This window comes from uncultured Devosia sp. (genome assembly GCF_913055165.1).
Classification (GTDB): Bacteria; Pseudomonadota; Alphaproteobacteria; order Rhizobiales; family Devosiaceae; genus Devosia.
Genome location: NZ_CAJXJS010000009.1, coordinates 57,020 through 76,277 on the forward strand (window position 1 = coordinate 57,020; position 19,258 = coordinate 76,277).

Annotated in this window: 19 protein-coding genes; 9 read left to right on the forward strand and 10 right to left on the reverse strand. The window is 62.9% G+C overall.

Translation table 11 applies throughout. The annotated features are described in order from the left end of the window. Positions 1–20: 20 nt before the first annotated feature. The 4 genes from QZ564_RS05135 to QZ564_RS05150 form a co-directional block, all read right to left on the reverse strand. Positions 21–1,352: a CmpA/NrtA family ABC transporter substrate-binding protein gene (locus QZ564_RS05135; RefSeq protein ID WP_297105755.1), complete on the reverse strand. Its 1,332-nt coding sequence runs from the start codon at positions 1,350–1,352 to the stop codon at positions 21–23. A gap of 433 nt (positions 1,353–1,785) precedes the next feature. Continuing rightward, positions 1,786–2,997, reverse strand: a complete 1,212-nt coding sequence (locus QZ564_RS05140; RefSeq protein ID WP_297105696.1) for a CmpA/NrtA family ABC transporter substrate-binding protein — start codon at positions 2,995–2,997, stop codon at positions 1,786–1,788. A gap of 13 nt (positions 2,998–3,010) precedes the next feature. Next, positions 3,011–3,601, reverse strand: coding sequence for an ANTAR domain-containing response regulator (locus tag QZ564_RS05145; RefSeq protein WP_297105699.1), 591 nt, complete (start codon positions 3,599–3,601; stop codon positions 3,011–3,013). Positions 3,602–3,701: 100 nt separating this feature from the next. Beyond that, a complete protein-coding gene (locus QZ564_RS05150) occupies positions 3,702–4,562 on the reverse strand; it encodes an NAD(P)-dependent oxidoreductase (RefSeq protein WP_297105702.1) in 861 nt (286 codons plus the stop codon). 229 nt (positions 4,563–4,791) lie between these two features. Between QZ564_RS05150 and QZ564_RS05155 the strand changes: the two genes are divergently transcribed. The 3 genes from QZ564_RS05155 to QZ564_RS05165 all read left to right on the forward strand — a co-directional run bounded on the left by QZ564_RS05155 (position 4,792) and on the right by QZ564_RS05165 (position 6,788). Continuing rightward, positions 4,792–5,223: a hypothetical protein gene (locus QZ564_RS05155; RefSeq protein WP_297105706.1), complete on the forward strand. Its 432-nt coding sequence runs from the start codon at positions 4,792–4,794 to the stop codon at positions 5,221–5,223. A gap of 116 nt (positions 5,224–5,339) precedes the next feature. Beyond that, positions 5,340–5,678 (forward strand): hypothetical protein, encoded by a 339-nt coding sequence (locus QZ564_RS05160; protein ID WP_297105709.1) that lies wholly within the window; start codon positions 5,340–5,342, stop codon positions 5,676–5,678. Positions 5,679–5,786: 108 nt separating this feature from the next. Continuing rightward, positions 5,787–6,788, forward strand: coding sequence for an asparaginase (locus QZ564_RS05165; protein WP_297105712.1), 1,002 nt, complete (start codon positions 5,787–5,789; stop codon positions 6,786–6,788). A 21-nt stretch (positions 6,789–6,809) separates the two neighbouring features. Here QZ564_RS05165 and QZ564_RS05170 read toward each other — a convergent pair whose 3' ends face one another. The 3 genes from QZ564_RS05170 to QZ564_RS05180 form a co-directional block, all read right to left on the reverse strand. Beyond that, positions 6,810–7,505: an RES family NAD+ phosphorylase gene (locus QZ564_RS05170; RefSeq protein ID WP_297105757.1), complete on the reverse strand. Its 696-nt coding sequence runs from the start codon at positions 7,503–7,505 to the stop codon at positions 6,810–6,812. Then, entirely contained in the window at positions 7,499–7,909 is a 411-nt protein-coding gene (locus QZ564_RS05175) for an antitoxin Xre/MbcA/ParS toxin-binding domain-containing protein (protein ID WP_297105715.1), read from the reverse strand. Before QZ564_RS05175 ends, QZ564_RS05170 begins: the two co-directional genes overlap by 7 nt. A gap of 89 nt (positions 7,910–7,998) precedes the next feature. Then, entirely contained in the window at positions 7,999–9,279 is a 1,281-nt protein-coding gene (locus QZ564_RS05180; protein ID WP_297105718.1) for a TIGR03808 family TAT-translocated repetitive protein, read from the reverse strand. A 137-nt stretch (positions 9,280–9,416) separates the two neighbouring features. On the opposite strand from QZ564_RS05180, the gene QZ564_RS05185 reads away from it, so the two are divergent. Together QZ564_RS05185 and QZ564_RS05190 are read left to right on the forward strand one after the other, a co-directional pair. Continuing rightward, positions 9,417–10,925: a helicase HerA-like domain-containing protein gene (locus tag QZ564_RS05185; RefSeq protein WP_297105720.1), complete on the forward strand. Its 1,509-nt coding sequence runs from the start codon at positions 9,417–9,419 to the stop codon at positions 10,923–10,925. Position 10,926: 1 nt separating this feature from the next. Then, the gene (locus tag QZ564_RS05190; RefSeq protein WP_297105722.1) at positions 10,927–11,478 is read left to right on the forward strand and encodes a hypothetical protein; all 552 of its coding nucleotides are present in this window, start codon (positions 10,927–10,929) and stop codon (positions 11,476–11,478) included. Here the strand turns inward: QZ564_RS05190 and QZ564_RS05195 are convergent. The 3 genes from QZ564_RS05195 to QZ564_RS05205 form a co-directional block, all read right to left on the reverse strand. Continuing rightward, the gene (locus tag QZ564_RS05195) at positions 11,475–12,026 is read right to left on the reverse strand and encodes a response regulator (RefSeq protein ID WP_297105725.1); all 552 of its coding nucleotides are present in this window, start codon (positions 12,024–12,026) and stop codon (positions 11,475–11,477) included. The genes QZ564_RS05190 and QZ564_RS05195 overlap by 4 nt on opposite strands. A gap of 167 nt (positions 12,027–12,193) precedes the next feature. After that, positions 12,194–12,799, reverse strand: coding sequence for a superoxide dismutase (locus tag QZ564_RS05200; protein ID WP_297105729.1), 606 nt, complete (start codon positions 12,797–12,799; stop codon positions 12,194–12,196). 99 nt (positions 12,800–12,898) lie between these two features. Beyond that, positions 12,899–14,980: a S9 family peptidase gene (locus tag QZ564_RS05205; RefSeq protein ID WP_297105732.1), complete on the reverse strand. Its 2,082-nt coding sequence runs from the start codon at positions 14,978–14,980 to the stop codon at positions 12,899–12,901. A gap of 214 nt (positions 14,981–15,194) precedes the next feature. Between QZ564_RS05205 and QZ564_RS05210 the strand changes: the two genes are divergently transcribed. The 4 genes from QZ564_RS05210 to QZ564_RS05225 all read left to right on the forward strand — a co-directional run. After that, entirely contained in the window at positions 15,195–17,615 is a 2,421-nt protein-coding gene (locus QZ564_RS05210; protein ID WP_297105734.1) for a putative monovalent cation/H+ antiporter subunit A, read from the forward strand. After that, positions 17,612–18,037 carry a Na(+)/H(+) antiporter subunit B gene (locus QZ564_RS05215; protein WP_297105737.1) on the forward strand — a complete coding sequence of 142 codons (426 nt, stop codon included), beginning with the start codon at positions 17,612–17,614 and terminating at the stop codon, positions 18,035–18,037. The genes QZ564_RS05210 and QZ564_RS05215 overlap by 4 nt, the downstream gene beginning before the upstream one ends. A 2-nt stretch (positions 18,038–18,039) precedes the next feature. Continuing rightward, complete coding sequence (locus tag QZ564_RS05220; protein WP_297105740.1) at positions 18,040–18,417, forward strand: Na+/H+ antiporter subunit C; 378 nt, start codon at positions 18,040–18,042, stop codon at positions 18,415–18,417. Between the two features lie 4 nt (positions 18,418–18,421). Next, on the forward strand, positions 18,422–19,258 hold an 837-nt coding region (locus QZ564_RS05225), incomplete at its 3' end, for a proton-conducting transporter membrane subunit (RefSeq protein WP_297105744.1).

Sequence of the window (19,258 nt, forward strand, 5' to 3'; positions counted from 1 at the left end):
TGGCCGGCCACCCGAGGATGTCAGTTGGCGGCCACCACTTCGGCGCCGACGACGCTGTCGCCGGTCTTGAGGCCGATCGGAAGGCTGTCGATATAGGCGTTGGGCTGGGTGCCGTCATAGGTGACACCGTCGATGAACTCGGCCGTCGGCTCGCGATATCCAGTCGAGTCCCAGGGGAAATCAGCTTCGTCAACCACGCCTTCCTCGACCAGCAGACGGGCAGCTTCGAGGTAGATTTCGGGTTTGTAGACCGACTTGGCGACTTCATCATACCAGCTGTCGGGCTGGTCTTCGGAAATCTGGCCCCAGCGGCGCATCTGGGTCAGGTACCAGACGGCATCTGAGTAGTAAGGATAGGTGGCGTAGTAGCGATAGAAGACGTTGAAGTCCGGGACTTCACGCACGTCGCCAGCCTCGAACTCGAACGTGCCGGTCATGGAAGCTGCGATCACTTCGGCGTCGGCGCCGACATATTCGGAGCGCGACAGGATTTCCACCGCTTCCTGGCGATTGGCATTGTCGTTTTCGTCGAGCCACTTGGCGGCCCGGATCAGCGCCTTGGTGATGGCCAGGGTCGTGTTGGGATTGGTTTCGGCAAATTCGGCAGTGATGCCGAACACCTTTTCGGGGTTGTTCTTCCATATTTCGTAGTCGGTGATCACCGGCACGCCGATCTTCTTGAACACCGCCGCCTGGTTCCAGGGTTCGCCCACAGCGTAGCCATCAATGGTGCCGGCTTCGAGGGTGGCCGGCATTTGCGGCGGCGGGGTGACCGAAAGATAGGCATCGGCGGCGATCTGCCCGGATACATCCTCGGGCGAATAGTAGCCCGGATTGATGCCACCGGCCGCCAGCCAGTAGCGCAGTTCGTAATTGTGGGTCGACACGGGGAAGACCATGCCCAGATTGAATGGGCGACCTTCTGCGTCGAACTCTTCGATGACCGGCTTGAGGGCCGCGGCGGAAATCGGATGCACGGGCTTGCCCTCGCCATCCATTTCCAGATGCGGCTTCATCAGTTCCCACACGGCATTGGAGACGGTGATGCCGTTGCCGTTGAGGTCCATGGAGAAGGGGGTGACGATGTGGGCTTCGGTGCCGTAGCCAATGGTTGCCGCCAGCGGTTGTCCAGCCAGCATATGGGCGCCGTCGAGCGCGCCTGTGATGACGCCGTCCAGCAGCACCTTCCAGTTGGCCTGCGGCTCCAGGGTCACATAGAGACCCTCATCCTCGAAATAACCCAGCTCATAGGCAATGGCGAGCGGGGCCATGTCAGTGAGCTTGATGAAACCGAACTTGAGCTCGTCTTTCTCCACGTCGAGCATGGCGGCCGAACTGGCCGTGCTGGCCATCAGGCCCAGCGCGAGGCCGGCCAGCAGTGGCGCGAAGCGGTGGCTTGGCGGCGTGGGGCAGGTAGTCGCAGTCATCATCGTCTCCGTGTTGTGTCGACAACCGGCGGCTCTGTGTGACGCTCCAAACACAAAGGTCGCCAACTGAGCCCGCGCACCGGTCCGAGGATCGGGCGCTTGCCAGTTGGCGACCTTGCCATTTGGAGCGCCCATCATCGGACGCCGATTTGCTATGAGCCGTCTTGGGAGGAGCTCATTCGCCACTTTCATTGCATGAAGCGTGCCAAATACGCACGAACCAGAAAAATTGTTGTCCTGTAGGGGATTGGTGCTTGCTTCGGGCTCGGGGCAAATCGCTAGTTGTCGGCCCCCTGTGCCAATGCGATCAGCTTTGTGATCGAAAATTGTGCACAAACCAAGACTGAGGAAATTGTAGTCAAACGTTTCCGGTCTGAGCGGAGATGTAGGCATCGACGGCGTCGGGGTCGAACGTTCCTCCATCGAAGAAGCGGTTCGGACCCAGTTCAACGGTGCCGTCGGAAGAAGGCACGAGATGGGCTTCGCCCTTGTCTCCTTCGCGTCGGTAGTCATCGATTGGCGCGGCGGCGCCCAGCGATCGCACGGCTTCCCGATAGAGATCGGGGCGGAAGGTGGCGGCAGCGGCTTCTGCTTTGGCGCGGCTGGGCTGAACTTCCCCCCAGCGCACCATCTGGCTGTAGTACCACAGCGCATGGCTCTTCCAAGGGAAGTTGGCGGCCCCCGCATGGGGCACGTAGAAGTCCGACAGGCTCACGATTTTGGTGCCGCCATCGATCTGCCCGGTCAGGGCACGGGCGACAATCTCTACCGGCTGGTTCAGATAGGCGGGAGCGGACATGATCCTGGCCGCCTCCATGCGGTTCTCTTCTTTTTCGCACCACAGTCCGGCCCGGTAGATGGCGCGGATAGTGGCGGCAACCAGCTCAGGATTCTGCTTGGCCCAGTCGGCGCGCATGCCCATGGCCTTGTCGGGACTCCATTGCCAGATATTGGACTTGGTTGTGGCGATGCGCGCCCCGAACCTGGCGACACCGACGCTGTTCCAGGGTTCGCCGACGCAATAGCCGTCCAGTCCCCCGGCGCCCAGGGCTTCGGGCAGCAAAGGTGGCGGCAGGACCACGATTTCGATGTCGTGATCCGGTCTGATGCCGCTGGCCGCGAGCCAGTAGCGCAATTCGTAATTGTGGGAGGAGGTCTGGTGCACCACGCCAAAGCGTAATTTGCGGGGTGTGGTGCGGACGACTTGGGCCAAAGCCTTGCCGGCAGGGCCTGCTGCCAGATCGCCTGGTGCTCCAGCGTCGGACATTGCGGCCCATATTTCCGCACTCACCGTGATGGCATTGTTGCCCAGCCCAGTCATCACCGGCGCGATCATGGGCGTGGCGATGGGTGTAAGGCCGAGATTGGCGGCGATCGGCATGGGCGCCAGCACCAAGGCCATGTCGAAATGGCCCAGTGCCGTGCGGTCTCTGATATTGGCCCAGGAAGACTCCCGCGTCAGCCCGAGCGTGAACCCCTCGTCTTCTGCGATGCCCAGTTCATGAGCGAGTACCAGCAAGGCACTGTCGAGCAGGGGAAGGAAGCCAGCGGTGAGATGGGGCAGGGACATGGCCGAGACGCTCCTATGGCCCAAGCAGATTGGCGGCGGTAATCAGGCTCTGCGCAATATCGATCAGTCGCCGGTTCTGATTCATCGCAGTCTTGCGCAACAAGGCATAGGCGTCGGGCTCGCTCAGGCCCCTGGTCTTCATCAGGATACCCTTTGCCTGATCGATGATCTTGCGCTCCTCCAACGCGCTGCGGGCTTCCTCCAGCTCGCGAGTCAGGCGCGAGAAGGCGTTGAAGCGGGAGATGGCCATATCGAGGATCGGCTTGACGCGTTCCTTCTTCAGGCCGTCCACCACATAGGCGGAAACACCCGCCTCCACCGCCTTCTCGATCATCGTGCCGTCTGAGCGATCCACGAACATGGCGATGGGGCGCTGGATGGCGCGGCTGAGCGAAAAGAAATGCTCGAGCGTGTCGCGTTTGGGGTTTTCCAGGTCGATGAAAATGACGTCGGGCATGGCCGAGGCAATGGTGCGCCCGACCTCGTTGACGTCATGGATGACTGCGACGCGGGCATAACCGGCCTCGCGCAGACCTTCCTCGATGATCGAGGCGCGAATGCGATTCTCGTCGATGATCAGGATGGACAGGTCAGGGCTCGGCATCGACGGCAGTTATGCCGCTGCACACAAAAAGCGCAAGGGCAGAAAGTGCACGTTTGCGATGCAAATCAGCTTGCCGATAGCATGCCGAGCCGGTCCGGACCTATTTGAGTTCAGTGCGCCAGCTGAACTGCGGCGAATAGCCGAGCATGCGCTTGGCTTTCTCGATGGATAGCAGAGTGCCGTTGGTCGAGATGTTGCCCTTTTGCTCGACCCCGGGAAAGACCTCGGCCAGCAACGATACGTTGGAGCGGGTCATCACTGAATCGGCGTTGGCGATGATGAAAGCTTCGAAACCCTTGAAATCGGCCTGGATGGCGCGGCGGACTGCCTGTGCGCCATCGCGCGCGTCAATATAAGCCCACAGATTCCACTTGCGCTTCCGAGGGTCGCTGTCAAAGGCCGGGAAGGCCTTGTAGTCTTCCGGATACATCACATTGGAGAAGCGCAGACCGACCATCCGCAGGTCCGGATCCCAGCGGCAGAACTGGGCCGCCATGGTTTCATCGAGCAGTTTGCCGAGGGAATAGGCGCTCTCGGGCCGCGGAAAATACTCTTCGTCGACCGGTGCATAGGGCGGGGGATTGTCGAAGGGCAGGCCCAGAACGGTTTCGCTTGAAGCGAAGACGACGTTCTTGATCCCGGCCAGGCGACAGGTCTCGAAGACATTGTAGCTCGAGGTGACATTGTTCGAGAGAGTTCGCGGATTGGCGGCCAGACCTGGAGCAGGGATGGCGGCCAGATGGACCACCGCTTCGAACGGTCCGCCGCGTTCATCAACGCCCCCGAGGATCGCGCTAGCCACCTCGCCAAAATTCGTCAGGTCAACGCGGACGCTGGGGCAAATGGGCTCGCCAAGGGCCTGCTGATCGATGTTGAGGACGTCGTAGCCATGCTCCACCAGATCGCGCAGTACCGCCTTGCCCAACTTGCCACTGCCACCGGTCACCAGAACCTTGGTCATTCGAACCTCCTCATATTCAACGCGAATTTTCCGCGCTCCTTACCCTCAAGCCTATTGCGGAACGCGGCCGCTGCCAACAGTCCGCGCCAATCTGATCCGTTAACAAAAGATGAATGCGCCTCTCAGCGCCTGTTCAAGCGGGCGGGCGCAAAACATCCCTCAAGCTCGGTGCTTGCATCGGGGTGCGGACCGGGGAACGGCCGCTTCAATCAATTGAGGAGTAACCAGAATGATCAAGCTCACCACCATGATCCTGGTCGCCGGACTTGCTACCGCGACCACCACACTGCCCAGCGCTGCCCAGTTCCTGGCAGCAAATATTCCGGGCGGCCCGAACTATCCCGTCTCGCACACCGACCACGATTGTGCAGATGATATGGGCCATATGCGCAGCGTCAATGTCTTCGATATCCAGGGCATTCACGATCGGAAGGTCTATCTTCATCCCATTTGTGAAGATCGCACCGTCTACGGCCGGAACAACTATGGAACGCTGTTCCTTGACGGCAATGTCAATGTATTGCGCGAGCCCATTGCTCGGAACCGCACGCTCATGACGGCCCTCGAAGCCAAGGGTTATGACCAGTATGACGTCGTCTCCCTGCGCTTTGGCGGCAATAACAGCATCATCCTCTACGTCCATCAGCGGGACATGAACTGACCCAGGACCGGGCCCAGGCACCCCAAGATGAACGATATCTGAACGCCCAGATCAGCATCGGTTCAAAGGCGGGGTGCCAGGGTCATGCCAACACGAAAGTTTCGGAGGGCATTCCAATGAACAAGGCACAGGAAAAAGTTCTCGTCGCCGCCCTGTGCGGCCTGATCATCACCTCGGCCGCCGCCTTTGCGGTGCAACCGGCAATGGCCGCTGGCTACCAGGTCGATACGCTGGGGCAGGTGACCGGCGTCGCCGAATGGGACCGGCTCAATGTCCGCAAATGGCCGGCGAGCTATTCCCAGAAAGTCGGCAGCTTCGCGCCCGGCCTGCATGTTTGGGTGGAACGCTGCATTGAAGTTGAAAACAGCTCGGACTGGTGCCTTGTGGAGCGCGGCCAGACCAAGGGCTGGGTCAATTCCCGTTTTCTGGTTCCGGTCGAGGACTGGGACATCTAGGCGCCAGCCACCCCCAATTTGTACTGCGTACCTCCAACCCATGCATGTTGACTTTCTCCGGTGCTCTTGCTGTTCGTGTTGATCAGCCAGAGACCGGAGTTTTTTTGCATGGACGCCAACCCAATTCTCGCCGAGGCCGTACGCGGCAACTGGGTCGAAAACAGACATCGGGGCGCCTATATCATTGTGGACGCGGACAGCAGGGTCATTGCCTCAAGCGGCGACGTCGAGCGGCCGGTGTTCCCACGCTCTGCCATCAAGTCCATGCAGGCGCTAGCGATTTTCGATCGGCATGCCGTCGACCGTTTCCATCATAGCCCGGAAGAACTGGCCCTGGCCTGCGCCTCGCACCATGGCGAGGATGAGCATGTGGACAATGTCGCCCACTTCCTCGACCGCATGGGCCTGTCGGTGGACGATCTTGAATGCGGCGCCCATCAACCGACCAATGACAAGGCGCGACAGGACTTGCGCGAAGCTGGAAAGGAGCCCAGCGCGCTGCACAACAATTGCTCGGGCAAGCATTCGGGCATGCTGAGCGTGGCGCTGGCCATGGGCGTGCCAACCAGCGGCTATGTGGGGCGCGAGCATGATGTGCAAAAGGCGGTGCGGGCCGCCGTGGAATATGTGATCGGCGAGGACCTGACCGAGGACCGCTGCGGTATCGATGGATGCTCCATTCCCACCTGGGCGGCGCCTTTGCGCGCCTGGGCCCGGGGCTTCGCGCGCATGGCCACCGGCGTCGGCCTTGATGCCGGCCATGCTGCCGGTGCACAGCAATTGTTCGATGCGGCAACCAGCCATCCGCACCTGGTCGCCGGGACCGGACATCTCGACACGCTGGTCATGGAGGCCTTCCAGGGGCGCGTCATGCAGAAGGGTGGGGCCGAGGGCGTGCAGTGCGGCGCCATTCGCGACAAGGGCTGGGGCTATGCGCTCAAATGCGACGACGGCAATATGGTCGCCAGCCATGTGATGGTGGCAGCGCTTCTGCTCAAATATGCCGATCCCGACGACAGCCAAAGGACCGTTCTCGAGCAGTTCGTGCGCCAGCCGATCAAGAATGTGCGCGGGACCGTGGTGGGAGAAATGCGGGCCGCGGGGATTTAGGGACGGCGCTGCCTCTTCCTCTCAAAGCCCGTAGATGATTCCTGTTCCGCAGTTGCGGATGCGATCGACCCGCTGTCCGTCCCAATGATAGTCGAAATGCTCGGCCTGCACCGGGGCGGGGATGAGATCCGGCCAGAAAATGGCGGCGCACTCGCCGCCCGGGCAGCGGACACTGTTGTAGACGATGCCATTGCTGCCATTGCGGCGAAGGTCGCGGGCAAGGGCCTGCGAGGGGGCATAATCGTCGGGCTGGTGGTAGCGCGCGAAGACGCGCGCGTCATGCAGGTCGAGGTCCAAGTGATTGACCAGCATGCGGAATTGCGAGGTCCAGCCAGGCGGTTCAGCGCTGGCGGCCATGGCGCGCCCATGATGATGGGCAACTTCGCGAATGGCGACCTCCTCGGCATTTCCGGCGCTGTAGACACCATAGCTGCCATCGGTGAACCGGCCCGGGCGGTCGCGGCTGACATGGACGAAGGGCGCCATGAGATAGCTGGCGCCGGGGCCGCCAACCCTGCGCTGTGGCGGCACCAGGTCGAGGTGACCCAGATGCTCCCACAGGCGGGGATTGGTCTTGGATTCCGCCGAGGCCAGTGCTTCCCAGTCGCGCGGGTCGGCAATGTCCTCGAACAGGTCAATCGGCGGATGGATCGAGCGGATGAGCCGGTAGGCCCGCGGCCAGACCGTGTGGGTGACGGGTAGGGCAGGGGTCACCAGCCGCCACGCTCCGCATCGAGATAGTGACGGACGCGCGCCAGCGCGAAAATGCTGCCGTCGCGCATGACCTCCACGGGCGAGCGGCCGCCAAGGGCGGTATTAGGCTTTTTGACCCAGGCATAGCCGCGCGCGGGATCGGTGAAGAGATAACGCAGCCCTTTGTGAATGCCCATCAGGAGCGATAGGCGCGTTGCCAGATCGCGATCGATGCGGCCCGGCTCGCCGGACTTCCAGCGGGCAAAGGTCCGGGCGGCCAGACCGCCGAGGATGTCGCGCGCCTCTGCATCGCTCAATTGCCAGTGCTCGAACAGGCGGACCACGGCGCGCGCCATGGCCGCCGCTTCCGCCTCGGTGAGCGCGGAAGTCTCCGGAATGGCCTGGGTGCGCGGCAATTCATGCAGCATGGCATTCTCCTTTGGCAATAAATAGGAGAATTATTGCCAAATGGCAAGTTTTCGATCGGGCGCGCTGCCGCGGGGACGCGGCCCTGGCCCTAGAGGATGGTCACATGCGGATAATTCTGCACCGCGGCGGCGAGATCGCCTTCGATGAGTTCTGACCAGGCAAGGCCGGCAATGGGATAGTCGCAATCGGTGAGCAGATTGCCCGAAAGAGTGACGGCACCGGCGCCGTCTGCGACGCTGACGCCGATACCGATACGGCTTGCCGTCACGACATTGCCGGTGACAGCAACATTGCGCAGATAGGGGCCCCAGCCGGCGCCAATGGCAACGCCGGGGACGTTTTCGACAGTATTGCCGCTGACGGCCACCTCAGCCTCTGCATAGATGCCGAATGGGGTGGTGTCCGGATTGACCTCGGAGCGCGGCGTTATGTTCCGCACGATATTGCCGGTACAGACCGCCACTTCTCCGCCAGTGTCCATGTTGGTGATGGAAATGCCCCCGGCCGCGCCATCGACGATGTTCTGGGCAATGACCGAACCGGAAAAGCCAAACTCGGAAAAAATGGCCACTTCGCCCGAGGTGAAACACTGATTGCCCGACACCTGCGTGTTCCGCGTCGTATTGAGCCGGATCGCGGTGAAGGCGCAATCGGAGATGTGATTGTCCGCGACGATGACTTCGTCGGCCAGATAGACATTGACGCCATTGCCATTCTGGCCATTGCCGCCGCCGCGCCAGTCAATGTTCGAGATGCGGTTGTTGACGACGATCGTGCCATCGGGTCCGCTTTGCGATTGCCAGACGCGGATGCCGGCATTGCCGCAGCGGGTGATGCGATTGCCGGTGATCAGGACGCCTGCATTGTCCAGGGCGTGGATGGCCGCGTCCCCGTGACCTTCAAAATCGCAATCGCGGATGGTCGCTTCGGCCGCGAAGAGCCCCAGCCCGGTGCCGGGGCTGTCCCGGAAGGCACAGCGCTCGAGGGTAATGGCGGTGCTGGATTCGATGTCGAACAGGGCCGCCGGACCGCTATCCCCAGCAAAGCCGATATCGCGGAGCACGACGTTGGAAACCCCAGCCACCGCCCCCACTGGAGCGCCGCTGGCCACCAGCCAGGTCGCGCCGGGTACGCCCTCGACAACAAGATTGCCTGGAAAGCGGATGCCTGCGACGCGGAACCGGCCCGCTGGCAGGCGCAGATGGCCAGTGCCGGTGGCGATATGCAGCGCCGTTTGCAGCGCAGATGACTGGTCAGCTTCGCTCTCGGGCAAGAGAGAATCGGTCTGCGCAAGGGCGGGCGCCGTCATGCTGGCCCCGGCGAGACCGAGAAGAACCTGCCGGCGATTGGCTTTGGTGAGGTTTTGCATGCTGACATTTTGCCAACACAGGCGGGGCATTGCGAGGCCAAGCCGTCAGCTTGGTGAACAAGGGGCGTCCTCTTCGCTTGTTCGGGCCCTCGGCCCCTGGCTATAAAAGCGCAGCAACAGACAACAGGCGGTGCGGCATGCTCGTGGACGGCAGCATATTCTTGGGCGTGAGCGACAGGCCGGAATATCTCAAGCTCAAATATGCCAACCGCCACGGGCTGATTACCGGCGCGACGGGGACCGGCAAGACGGTGAGCCTGCAGGTGCTGGCGGAGGGGTTTTCCGCCGCGGGCGTGCCGGTGTTCGCGGCCGACATCAAGGGTGACCTGTCCGGCATCTCCCGCATGGGCAAGGCCAAGGACTGGCAGCTCAAGCGCGCGGAGGATATCGGTTTCTCCGATTTCGCCGACGACGTCTATCCGGTCATCTTCTGGGATCTGTTCGGCAAGCAGGGCCATCCGGTACGTGCCACCATTTCGGAGATGGGGCCCGTGCTGCTGAGCCGCATTCTCGACCTCAACGACACCCAGGAGGGTGTGCTCAACATTGCCTTCCGCGTTGCCGATGAGGAAGGCCTGCTGCTGCTCGATCTGAAGGATCTGCGCGCCTTGCTGGTCGAAGTCCAGGAGAGGGCCAAGGAGATTTCTGCCCGCTACGGCAATGTCACGACCGCCTCGATCGGTGCTATCCAGCGTGCGCTGCTGGTGCTCGAGCAGCAGGGGGCAGACAATTTCTTCGGCGAGCGGGCTTTGACCATTGCCGATCTGATGCGTACGGACGCGGATGGGCGCGGCGTCGTTTCCATCCTGGCGGCCGACCATCTGATGCAGGCGCCGCGCCTTTACGCCACGTTTCTGTTGTGGCTGCTTTCGGAACTGTTCGAGGAACTGCCCGAGGTGGGAGACCCGGACAAGCCGAAGCTCGTGTTCTTCTTCGATGAGGCGCATCTGCTGTTCGACGACGCGCCCAAGGCGCTGATCGATAAGGTCGAGCAGGTCGTCAAGCTGATCCGCTCCAAGGGCGTGGGGGTCTATTTCGTCACCCAGAACCCGGTCGACATTCCCGAAAGCGTGCTGGCGCAACTGGCCAATCGCGTCCAGCATGCCTTGAGGGCCTATACGCCGCGCGAACAGAAAGCGGTGCGAGTGGCCGCCGAAACCTTCCGGCCCAACCCCGCCTTCTCCACGGAGGAGGCCATTACCCAACTCGGCATTGGCGAGGCGCTGGTATCGGTGCTGGAGGACAAGGGCGTGCCCTCCATGGTGGGCCGCACCTTCATTCGCCCGCCATCTGCGCAGGTGGGGCCCATCTCGCCGGCCGAACGCGACGCGACCTTGGCCAATTCGCCGGTGGGGAGCCTCTATGACACGGTGCTCGATCGCGAATCAGCCTTTGAAGTGCTGCACAAGCGGGCCCGCGACAAGCAGCTCGCCGACGAACGGGCCGCCTATGAAGAAGCCCAACGGGCCGAAGCGGAGCAGCTGGCCGAGGAGCGCGCCCGGGCCGAGCGCGCTGCTGCCCCGAGGCGCAGCACCCGGCAGTCGCTCACCGAGGCGGCGATGACCTCCTTTGCCCGCACCGTGGCCAATACTCTGGGCCGGGAACTGGTGCGCGGCATCCTTGGCGGGCTGAAAGGGCGGCGCTGACATGACATCTCCGAGCAAGCCCGGCCTGACAGTGGCATTCTTCGCCTCCGACAAGGGGCCGGGCGATCCCGAGCGGGCGAGCCTGATGGGCGAGGCGGGCCGCATATTTGCGCGCAAGGGCGCCCGCATGCTCTGCCTGGCCGAACAGGGCGCCTTGCCGGTGCCGCTGATTACCGCGGCCCGAACCGCGGGCGGGACCGTGGAGATCATTGCCGATGCGAGCATCAAGGTGCCGCAGGCGCTGGGCGAGGTGCCGATCACCGTGCTGCCGGATCGGGCGGAGCGACTGGCCCACCTTGCCGGCGCCGCATCGGTCTTCGTTGCGCTGCCGGGATCGCTGGCCTCGGTATCGGCGCTGTTCGGAAGCTGGGCGGCCGGTCCGCCGCGGCCGGTGGTGATGCTCAACCGCCATCGCGCCTTCGAGGTGCTGCGCGGCTTTGCCACCGACGTTCTCGCCGCGTCCGTGGCCGGCTATGACCGCAAGGTGCAGTTCGCCGACTCGGTCGAGGATTTGTGGAACAAGGTGTCCTGGGTCAGCGACCAGGCGCGCTAGGCGAGCGGCGTATTGTCCGGCCGGGCGGCGCGCCGGTCGGGAAACAGCGGCACGACATTGTCGGTATAGCGCCGGCCGGGATGCGGCTCAGGCGTCCGCATGGGCACGCGATTGCGCCGCTCCGGCCCGCGATAGCCGAAGCCCAGGGCACCGACCACGCTGCGCTTGAGGAGGCGCGCCTGGACGCGCTGCAGCAGATATCGTGGGGACATGGGCTTGACCAGGACCTCGTCGATGCCGGCGCTGATGGCCTGCTGGCGCATGGGCGGGGTGACGGCGCGGGTCATGGCGATGACGGGCAGGTCCCGCGAGACGAGCGAGGGATCAAGGCGGATGGCCTCGACCATTTCATAGGCCGGGCGGCCCTCGCGGTCGAAATCGACCACCAGCATGTCCAGCGGCGCGATTCCCATATAGGCGAACAGTTCCGCCTCGCTGTCGAAGGGGCGGACGCGCAGGCGTGAGTCGCCCGCCAGCACCATGGTCAGCAAGGCGCTGAGGGCCGGATTTGCGGCCAGAATGGCAATGGTTTTGCCCGCTGGTGTCACGAGTGCCCCTTTTTGTCGTTAAGGCTTCGTTAACATAGCCCAACGGCGGAAAGAAGCGCGCGGTTCCGGTTCTCAAGAGAGAATGGTGGAAGGGTAAACCCGGGGGCGGGCGCAAACAAAAGCGGCGGGATTGCTCCCGCCGCTGATCGGATGAGGATGCGCCCAGATCAGGCGGTGGCTTCCTCGAACATCTTCTCTACGTATTCCCAGTTCACCAGGTTGTCGAACCAGGCTTCGAGGTATTTCGGGCGGGCATTACGGTAGTCGATGTAGTAGGAGTGCTCCCACACATCCACGCCCAGGATCGGGCTGGCGCCATTGACCAGAGGCGATTCGCCATTGGGGGTCTTGGAGACTTCGAGCTTGCCGTCCTTCACTGCGATCCAGGCCCAGCCGGAACCGAACTGGGTGGTGCCGGCGGCGATGAAATCGGCGCGCAGCTTGTCAAAGCCGCCCAGATCGCTGTCGACGGCTGCCGCGAGCTTGCCCGGCAGCTTGTTGCCACCGCCATTGGGCTTCATCCAGTTCCAGAAGTGGATGTGGTTGTAGTGCTGGCCGGCATTGTTGAACAGGCCGGCATTCTTGCCGTGGCTCTGCTTGACGATTTCTTCCAGGCTCTTGCCCTCCAGGCCGCTGTCCTTGAGCAGATTATTGCCGTTGGTCACATAGGCCTGATGGTGCTTGTCGTGGTGATACTCGAGAGTCTCCTGCGACATGTAGGGGCCCAGCGCATCATAGGCATAGGGCAGGGCGGGCAGTTCAAAAGTGGTCATTGTAGCCTCCGTTGGGGGTTCAGGATGACGCTGGCGAGAGCCGCATTTCGCGACCGGTTATAGGCAGATGCGGTGGCCGCAACAATGTCGCGACGGGAACTAACCGTCCAATCCCACGCACTTTATTGCAAAGGCATAGCACTGGGCGGTTTCCTTGAGGCGGTCGAACCGGCCGGAAGCACCGGCATGGCCCGCGCCCATATTGGTCTTGAGATACAATGGTGCATCGCCGGTCTTGGTTGCCCTGAGCTTTGCCACCCATTTGGCCGGCTCCCAATAGGTCACGCGCGGATCGGTGAGGCCGGCCAGCGCAAAGATGGGTGGGTAGGCCTGCGCCGTCACCGCCTCATAGGGCGCATAGGCGGCGATGCGGTGATAGTCGTCCGCGCTGGTGATGGGGTTGCCCCATTCCGGCCATTCCGGCGGAGTGAGCGGCAGCGTGTCATCGAGCATAGTGTTGAGCACGTCCACGAAGGGCACCTGGGCAATGACGCCGCCCCACAGGTCGGGCCTGAGATTGGCGATCGCCCCCATCAGCATGCCGCCGGCGGAGCCACCATGGGCAATGATGCGGCCCTTGCTGGTGTATCCCGCCGCTATCAGCATCTCGGCGGCGGCAATGAAATCGGTGAAGCTGTTGGGCTTATGTTCGCGGCGCCCGTTGCGGTACCAGCGATAGCCCTTTTCCATGCCGCCGCGGATATGGGCAGTGGCATAGACGAAGCCGCGATCGACCAGAGACAGCACCGAGACCGAGAAGGCCGCCGGCATCGACATGCCATAGGCCCCGTAACCGTAAAGAAGGGTCGGGTTGGAGCCGTCAAGTTGGATGCCCTTGCGGTAGAGCAAGGTGACCGGCACCTGCTCGCCATCCGATGCCGTGGCAAACAGGCGCCTGGTTTCATAGTTGGCGGGATCGTGGCCCGACGGCACTTCCTGGGTCTTGAGCAGCGTGCGCTGGCCAGTCTCAAGGTCGACATCGAAGACCTGGCTGGGCGTGGTGGGCGAAGAATAGGTCAGGCGGAAGACGGTGGTGTCGAACTCATAGCCGGTCGACATGCCGAGCGAATAGGCTTCCTCGTCAAAGCCGACGACCTCCTCCTTGCCGGTTCGCAGGTCGCGCACAACAATCCGCGGCAGGCCGTCCTCGCGTTCGAGCCGCAGCATGTGGTTGGCCAGAACGGCCAGGTCGAGGATGAGGACGCCCTCCCGATGCGGCACCAGATCGGTCCAGTTCTCGGCAGAAGGGTCATCGGCGGCGACGGTGACGATCTTGTAGTCCTCCGCGCCATCCGCATTGGTCCGGATGTAGAGCAGGCCCTCGCGCTCTTCGAGCTCATATTCGCGATCCGTCAGGCGCGGGGCGACCAGACGCGGCTCGCCACCGGCTTCGGCGTCTATCAGCCAGACTTCACTGGTCTGATGGTCATGGGCGTCGATGACGATGAACTTGTCCGACTGCGTCTTGCCGACGCCGACAAAGAAGCCGGGGTCCTTCTCCTCATAGATGATCGGATCTTCGGCCTGCGTCGTCCCGATGTCATGCCGCCGAATGCGGAACGGACGGTGATTGTCATCATATTCGGTGTAGTAGATGGAGCGGCTGTCATTGGACCAGACATAGGACCCGGCCGTCTGCCGGATTACCTCATCGCTGTCCTTGCCGGTTTCGATGTCGCGCAGGACGATGTCGTAATATTCCGAGCCGGCACGGTCAGCGGCCCAGGCCAGGGTGCGATGCGAAGGATCGTGGCTGGCGCCCGCAAAGCCAAAATAACCCTCGCCGGCCTCGACATTGCAGTCGAGCAGGATCGTTTCCGCGCCGCCATCGCGCGGGGTGCGGACGATAAGGGGGTATTGCTTGCCCTCAAGCATGCGCGTGTTGTAGGCCCAGGGCCCGTGGGGCGACGGTACCCCGCTGTCGTCTTCCTTGATGCGACCGCGGATCTCCTTATAGATCCGGTCCTGGAGTTCGGCTGTCGGCTTGCCGAATTCGGCCTCGTAGAAGGCGTTTTCGGCTTCAAGATAGGCCCGGATTTCCCCGTCCAGCGTTTCGGGCTTTTGCATCACCTCCTGCCAGTTTTCTGCGCGCAGCCACGCATAGGGATCTTCACGGGTCACGTTGTGATGCGTGTGGCTGGAGGCGATGCGCTTGGCGACGGGCGGGGGGGCTTTGGTCATGATGTCTCCGGAAACGCGGCAGGACCTGCCGCCGCAGGAATTCGCCTCAGGACATAGGCCGCCAGGGGCGGCTTTGCCAGCCCCTCGCCGCGCCAAAAGTCCATGGCCCTATGGTCGCACCCAATCCGATTCCGCTTGTTCCCCCGGCCCCAATCAGTAAGGTCGCAAGCCAAATCCAACGGAATCGCCCATGGGCGGGAGAGGAGTGGCAGCATTGGGGTCGTCTCTTGAAGCAGGCATTGGGCTTGCTGCCGTTGCGCCCTTCGTGGCTGCCATCCTGGCGCCGTTCATCCAGCGTTTTGCGGGGGCATTTGCCGGTTGGATATTGGCCATCGTCCCGGCGAGTATCTTCATCTATCTGCTGGGCTTCGCCGACACCGTCATTCATGGCCATGCGGTGGCAAGTTCCATGGAGTGGATCGCCGCCTATGGCATCAACCTGTCTTTCCTGGTGGATGGGCTCAGCCTGATCTTCGCGCTGACCATTTCCGGTGTCGGCACGCTGATCATTCTGTACTCGGGCGCCTATCTCAAGGGGCACCATCATCAGGGCCGGTTTCTGGGCTTCATGCTGGCCTTCATGGGCGCCATGCTGGGGCTGGTGCTGGCGGACAGCCTGCTCGCGCTCTTCCTGTTCTGGGAACTGACCTCGGTTACCTCCTTCCTCCTGATCGGCTTCGACCATTCACGCCAGGCGGCGCGACGCGGCGCCATCCAGGCGCTGGTCATCACCAATATCGGCGGCATGTTCCTGCTGGCAGGAGCTATCCTGGTCTATCAACTGGCCGGAAGCTGGGAATTGAGCGCGGTGCGTGAGATGGGCGAGGTGCTGCGCGGCAGCGACCTCTATCTTCTGGTGCTGATCTGCTTCCTGGGGGCGGCCTTCACCAAGTCCGCGCAATTCCCGCTGCATTTCTGGCTACCCAATGCGATGGAAGCGCCAACGCCGGTTTCGGCCTTCCTGCACTCCGCCACCATGGTGCAGGCGGGCGTCTATCTCCTCGCCCGCATGACGCCATCGCTGGGCGGCACCGATGTCTGGACAAATCTGTTGGTCGTCTTTGGCGGGGTGACCCTGATCTGGGGTGCGCTTGGGGCGCTCAAGCAGACTGATCTGAAGCAGATCCTGGCCCAGACCACGATTGCTTCGCTGGGGCTGTTGGTGTTGCTGATTGGCCTGGGCAGCACCTACGCCATCGCCGCCATGGTCGTTTATTTCGTCGCCCACGCCTTCTACAAGGCCGGCCTTTTCATGGTGGCCGGCGCCATCGATCACGAGGCGGGAACGCGCGAGATTACCGCCCTGGGCGGCCTTGCGGAGAAAATGCCGGTGACCTTCATCGGTGCGGCATTGGCGGCCCTCTCCATGGTCGGCTTACCCCTGACCATTGGCTATTTCGCCAAGGAAGAAATGTATCTGGGGCTGATGAGCGGCGAATGGACGGCCATCCTGGTGATGATCGTGCTGATCGCCGGCAACGCCATGCTGGCGGGCGTGGCGCTTTTGGTGATGATCCGGCCGTTTCTCGGGGAGGCGGTGGCAACGCCCAAAAAGGCCCATGAAGCGCCCATCGCCATGCTGGCTGGTCCCATTCTGCTCGGTGCCGGCGGCGTCGTGGCCGGCATCCTGCCCGACTGGCTGGGACACGAAGTGCTGGTGCCCGGCGCTTCCGCCATTCTGGGCCGCGCCGTCGAGAGCCATTTGACCCTGGCGCTGGATGTCACCAGCCTCTTGCTCTGGCTCTCGGTGCTGACCTGGGTGCTGGGCATTCTGGTCTACCGCCAGGCCGATGCCATCCGCACAGTTCTGCGGCGCTTCGACAAGGCCCTCGGCTGGACCGCCGACACGGTCTTCGATGCCGTCATGTTCAGCCTGATCCGGTTCTCCGGCGCGGTGACGCGCCTCCTGCATCACGGCCAGCTCGAATTCTATCTGGTGATCGTGTTTGGTGCCCTGGCAGTGGCCCTGTTCGGTCCCATGCTGATCTGGGGTGGTTTTGACTGGCTGGTGCCCACGGCGGAACTGGGAGACTGGAGCCGGCGCCTGGTGCCGCCCGATCTTGCGCCCTATGAGTGGGGCGTCCTGGCCTTGGCCGTGCTCGGGCTGGCAGCAGTGGTAATCGCGCCGTCGCGGTTGATCGCCATCCTTTCGCTGGGAGCGCAGGGCACCGCTGTTGCCCTGATCTTCCTGCTGTTCGGCGCGCCGGACCTTGCCTTCACCCAGCTCATGGTCGAGATTCTCTCGGTCGTCGTGCTGACCTTCGTCATGACCCGGCTGCGGCTGGACCAGCGCGATCACCGGCCCTTTGAAGACTGGGCGCGGGACGGAACCCTGGCGGTTGTGTGCGGCCTTGGCGTGAGCCTGTTGCTCATGCTGGTGCTGAACGGCACGCTCGATACGCGGCTGTCCGATTTCTTCACGGCCACCAGCGTGCCGATTGCCCACGGGCACAACATCGTCAACGTGATCCTGGTCGATTATCGCGGCTTCGATACGCTCGGCGAGATCGCGGTGGTGATGGGCGCGGGCATGGCTGTTCTGGCGCTGCTGCGCCGGCAGCGCAAGCCGGCGGCCGCACCGGCTGGCGCCGAAGGTAAGAAGCGCGTTCGCAAACCAAGGAAGGCGGCATCATGAATACGGTCATCTTCCGCACGCTGGCGCCGCTGATCGTCGCCATCATGCTGGTGTTCTCGGTCTATGTGACGCTGCGCGGCCACAATGAGCCCGGCGGCGGCTTCATTGGCGGGTTGATCGCGGCGGCATCCATCGCGGTGTTCGGCATGGCCGCAGGGGTAAATACTGTGAGACGTTCCTTGCGTTTCGACCCCATGGCAGTGGCGGGCTTTGGCGTTGTGCTTGCCGGCATCTCGGGCCTGGCGAGCCTGTTCACCGGATCGCCCTTCATGACCAGCATCTGGTTCTATGTGGAATTCGGCAACAGCATCATCCCGCTCTCAACGCCACTGTTCTTCGATCTCGGGGTCTATTGCGTGGTGTTCGGCACCCTGTCGGCCATCGCCCTATCCCTGGAAAGCGATCGCGAGGAGGATCTCTAAGAATGGAATATGTCCTCGCCGCCCTGGTGGGCCTGTTTATCGCCATCGGTACCTACCTGCTGCTGTCGCGGTCGGTCATCCGCATGCTCATTGGCCTGACCATATTCGGCAATGGCGTGCTGCTGCTGATCTTTACGGCAGGTCGGTTGACGCGCGAGGTGGCGCCAATCGTGCCCGACGGCATGGAGGTGCCGGCCGGCCCGATTGCCAATCCCCTGCCTCAGGCCCTCATCCTGACCGCAATCGTGATTGGCTTTTCCATGTTCGCCTTCCTGCTGGTGCTGGCCTTCCGCGCCTATCAGAGCCTGGACGCCGACAATACGGATACCATGCGCCTGGCCGAACCCGAAAACGCCCCCAATCCGCCGCTGAGCTATTGATCATATGGCCACTTCCACGCCCGCATCCGACCTGCCACAGGCCATGCTCGAGACGGTAACGCCGGCGGCCGACTGGGTCATCGTCCTGCCCATTGCCCTGGCGCTGATGGGCGCCGCCGGGCTGATGATGTTCCGTCGCAGCAATGGCACGCCCCTGATGGGGGCGGTCCTGGTCGTGCTCGGGATCATCGCCTGCGAAATCGCATTGCTGATCGAAATATTGGCCAATGGCCCGGTGAGCATGACCATGGGCCGGTGGCTTCCGCCCTTCGGGATCAGCCTGACAGCTGACATATTCGGTGCCGGCTTTGCGCTTGCTGCCGCCCTCGTGACGCTGATGGTGCTGCTTTATGCCGAACTCGATCGCGCCGGTGCCGATGGGCGCGATGCCTTCCACCCCATGGTGCTGCTGCTGCTGGCGGGGGTGACCGGGGCGTTCCTCACCGGGGATTTGTTCAACCTCTATGTGTGGTTCGAGGTGATGCTGATCGCGTCCTTCGGGCTGATCGTGCAGGGCAACCGCCCGTTGCAGCTGGATGGGGCCATCAAGTATGGCTTCCTCAATTTCCTGGCCACGACCTTCTTTCTTCTGGCGCTCGGCCTGCTTTACGGGCTTCTGGGCACGCTCAACATGTCGGACATCATGCGCGTGGCGCCGGCGGCCAACCCCGCGGCCATGGCCGGGGTGGCGGCGCTGCTGATGCTCGCCTTCGGCATGAAGGCGGCGGCATTCCCGGTGAACGCCTGGCTGCCGGCCTCCTATCACACGCCGCCCGCGGCCATTTCCGCACTGTTTGCCGGATTGCTGACCAAGGTGGGCGCCTATGCCTTGCTTCGGGCG

Coding starts and splice junctions, on each gene's coding strand:
- QZ564_RS05135 (WP_297105755.1), bottom strand. CDS start 1,352: ATGGCCAGCACGGCCAGTTCGGCCGCCATGCTCGACGTGGAGAAAGAC.
- QZ564_RS05140 (WP_297105696.1), bottom strand. CDS start 2,997: ATGTCCCTGCCCCATCTCACCGCTGGCTTCCTTCCCCTGCTCGACAGT.
- QZ564_RS05145 (WP_297105699.1), bottom strand. CDS start 3,601: ATGCCGAGCCCTGACCTGTCCATCCTGATCATCGACGAGAATCGCATT.
- QZ564_RS05150 (WP_297105702.1), bottom strand. CDS start 4,562: ATGACCAAGGTTCTGGTGACCGGTGGCAGTGGCAAGTTGGGCAAGGCG.
- QZ564_RS05155 (WP_297105706.1), top strand. CDS start 4,792: ATGATCAAGCTCACCACCATGATCCTGGTCGCCGGACTTGCTACCGCG.
- QZ564_RS05160 (WP_297105709.1), top strand. CDS start 5,340: ATGAACAAGGCACAGGAAAAAGTTCTCGTCGCCGCCCTGTGCGGCCTG.
- QZ564_RS05165 (WP_297105712.1), top strand. CDS start 5,787: ATGGACGCCAACCCAATTCTCGCCGAGGCCGTACGCGGCAACTGGGTC.
- QZ564_RS05175 (WP_297105715.1), bottom strand. CDS start 7,909: ATGCTGCATGAATTGCCGCGCACCCAGGCCATTCCGGAGACTTCCGCG.
- QZ564_RS05180 (WP_297105718.1), bottom strand. CDS start 9,279: ATGCAAAACCTCACCAAAGCCAATCGCCGGCAGGTTCTTCTCGGTCTC.
- QZ564_RS05185 (WP_297105720.1), top strand. CDS start 9,417: ATGCTCGTGGACGGCAGCATATTCTTGGGCGTGAGCGACAGGCCGGAA.
- QZ564_RS05190 (WP_297105722.1), top strand. CDS start 10,927: ATGACATCTCCGAGCAAGCCCGGCCTGACAGTGGCATTCTTCGCCTCC.
- QZ564_RS05200 (WP_297105729.1), bottom strand. CDS start 12,799: ATGACCACTTTTGAACTGCCCGCCCTGCCCTATGCCTATGATGCGCTG.
- QZ564_RS05205 (WP_297105732.1), bottom strand. CDS start 14,980: ATGACCAAAGCCCCCCCGCCCGTCGCCAAGCGCATCGCCTCCAGCCAC.
- QZ564_RS05215 (WP_297105737.1), top strand. CDS start 17,612: ATGAATACGGTCATCTTCCGCACGCTGGCGCCGCTGATCGTCGCCATC.
- QZ564_RS05220 (WP_297105740.1), top strand. CDS start 18,040: ATGGAATATGTCCTCGCCGCCCTGGTGGGCCTGTTTATCGCCATCGGT.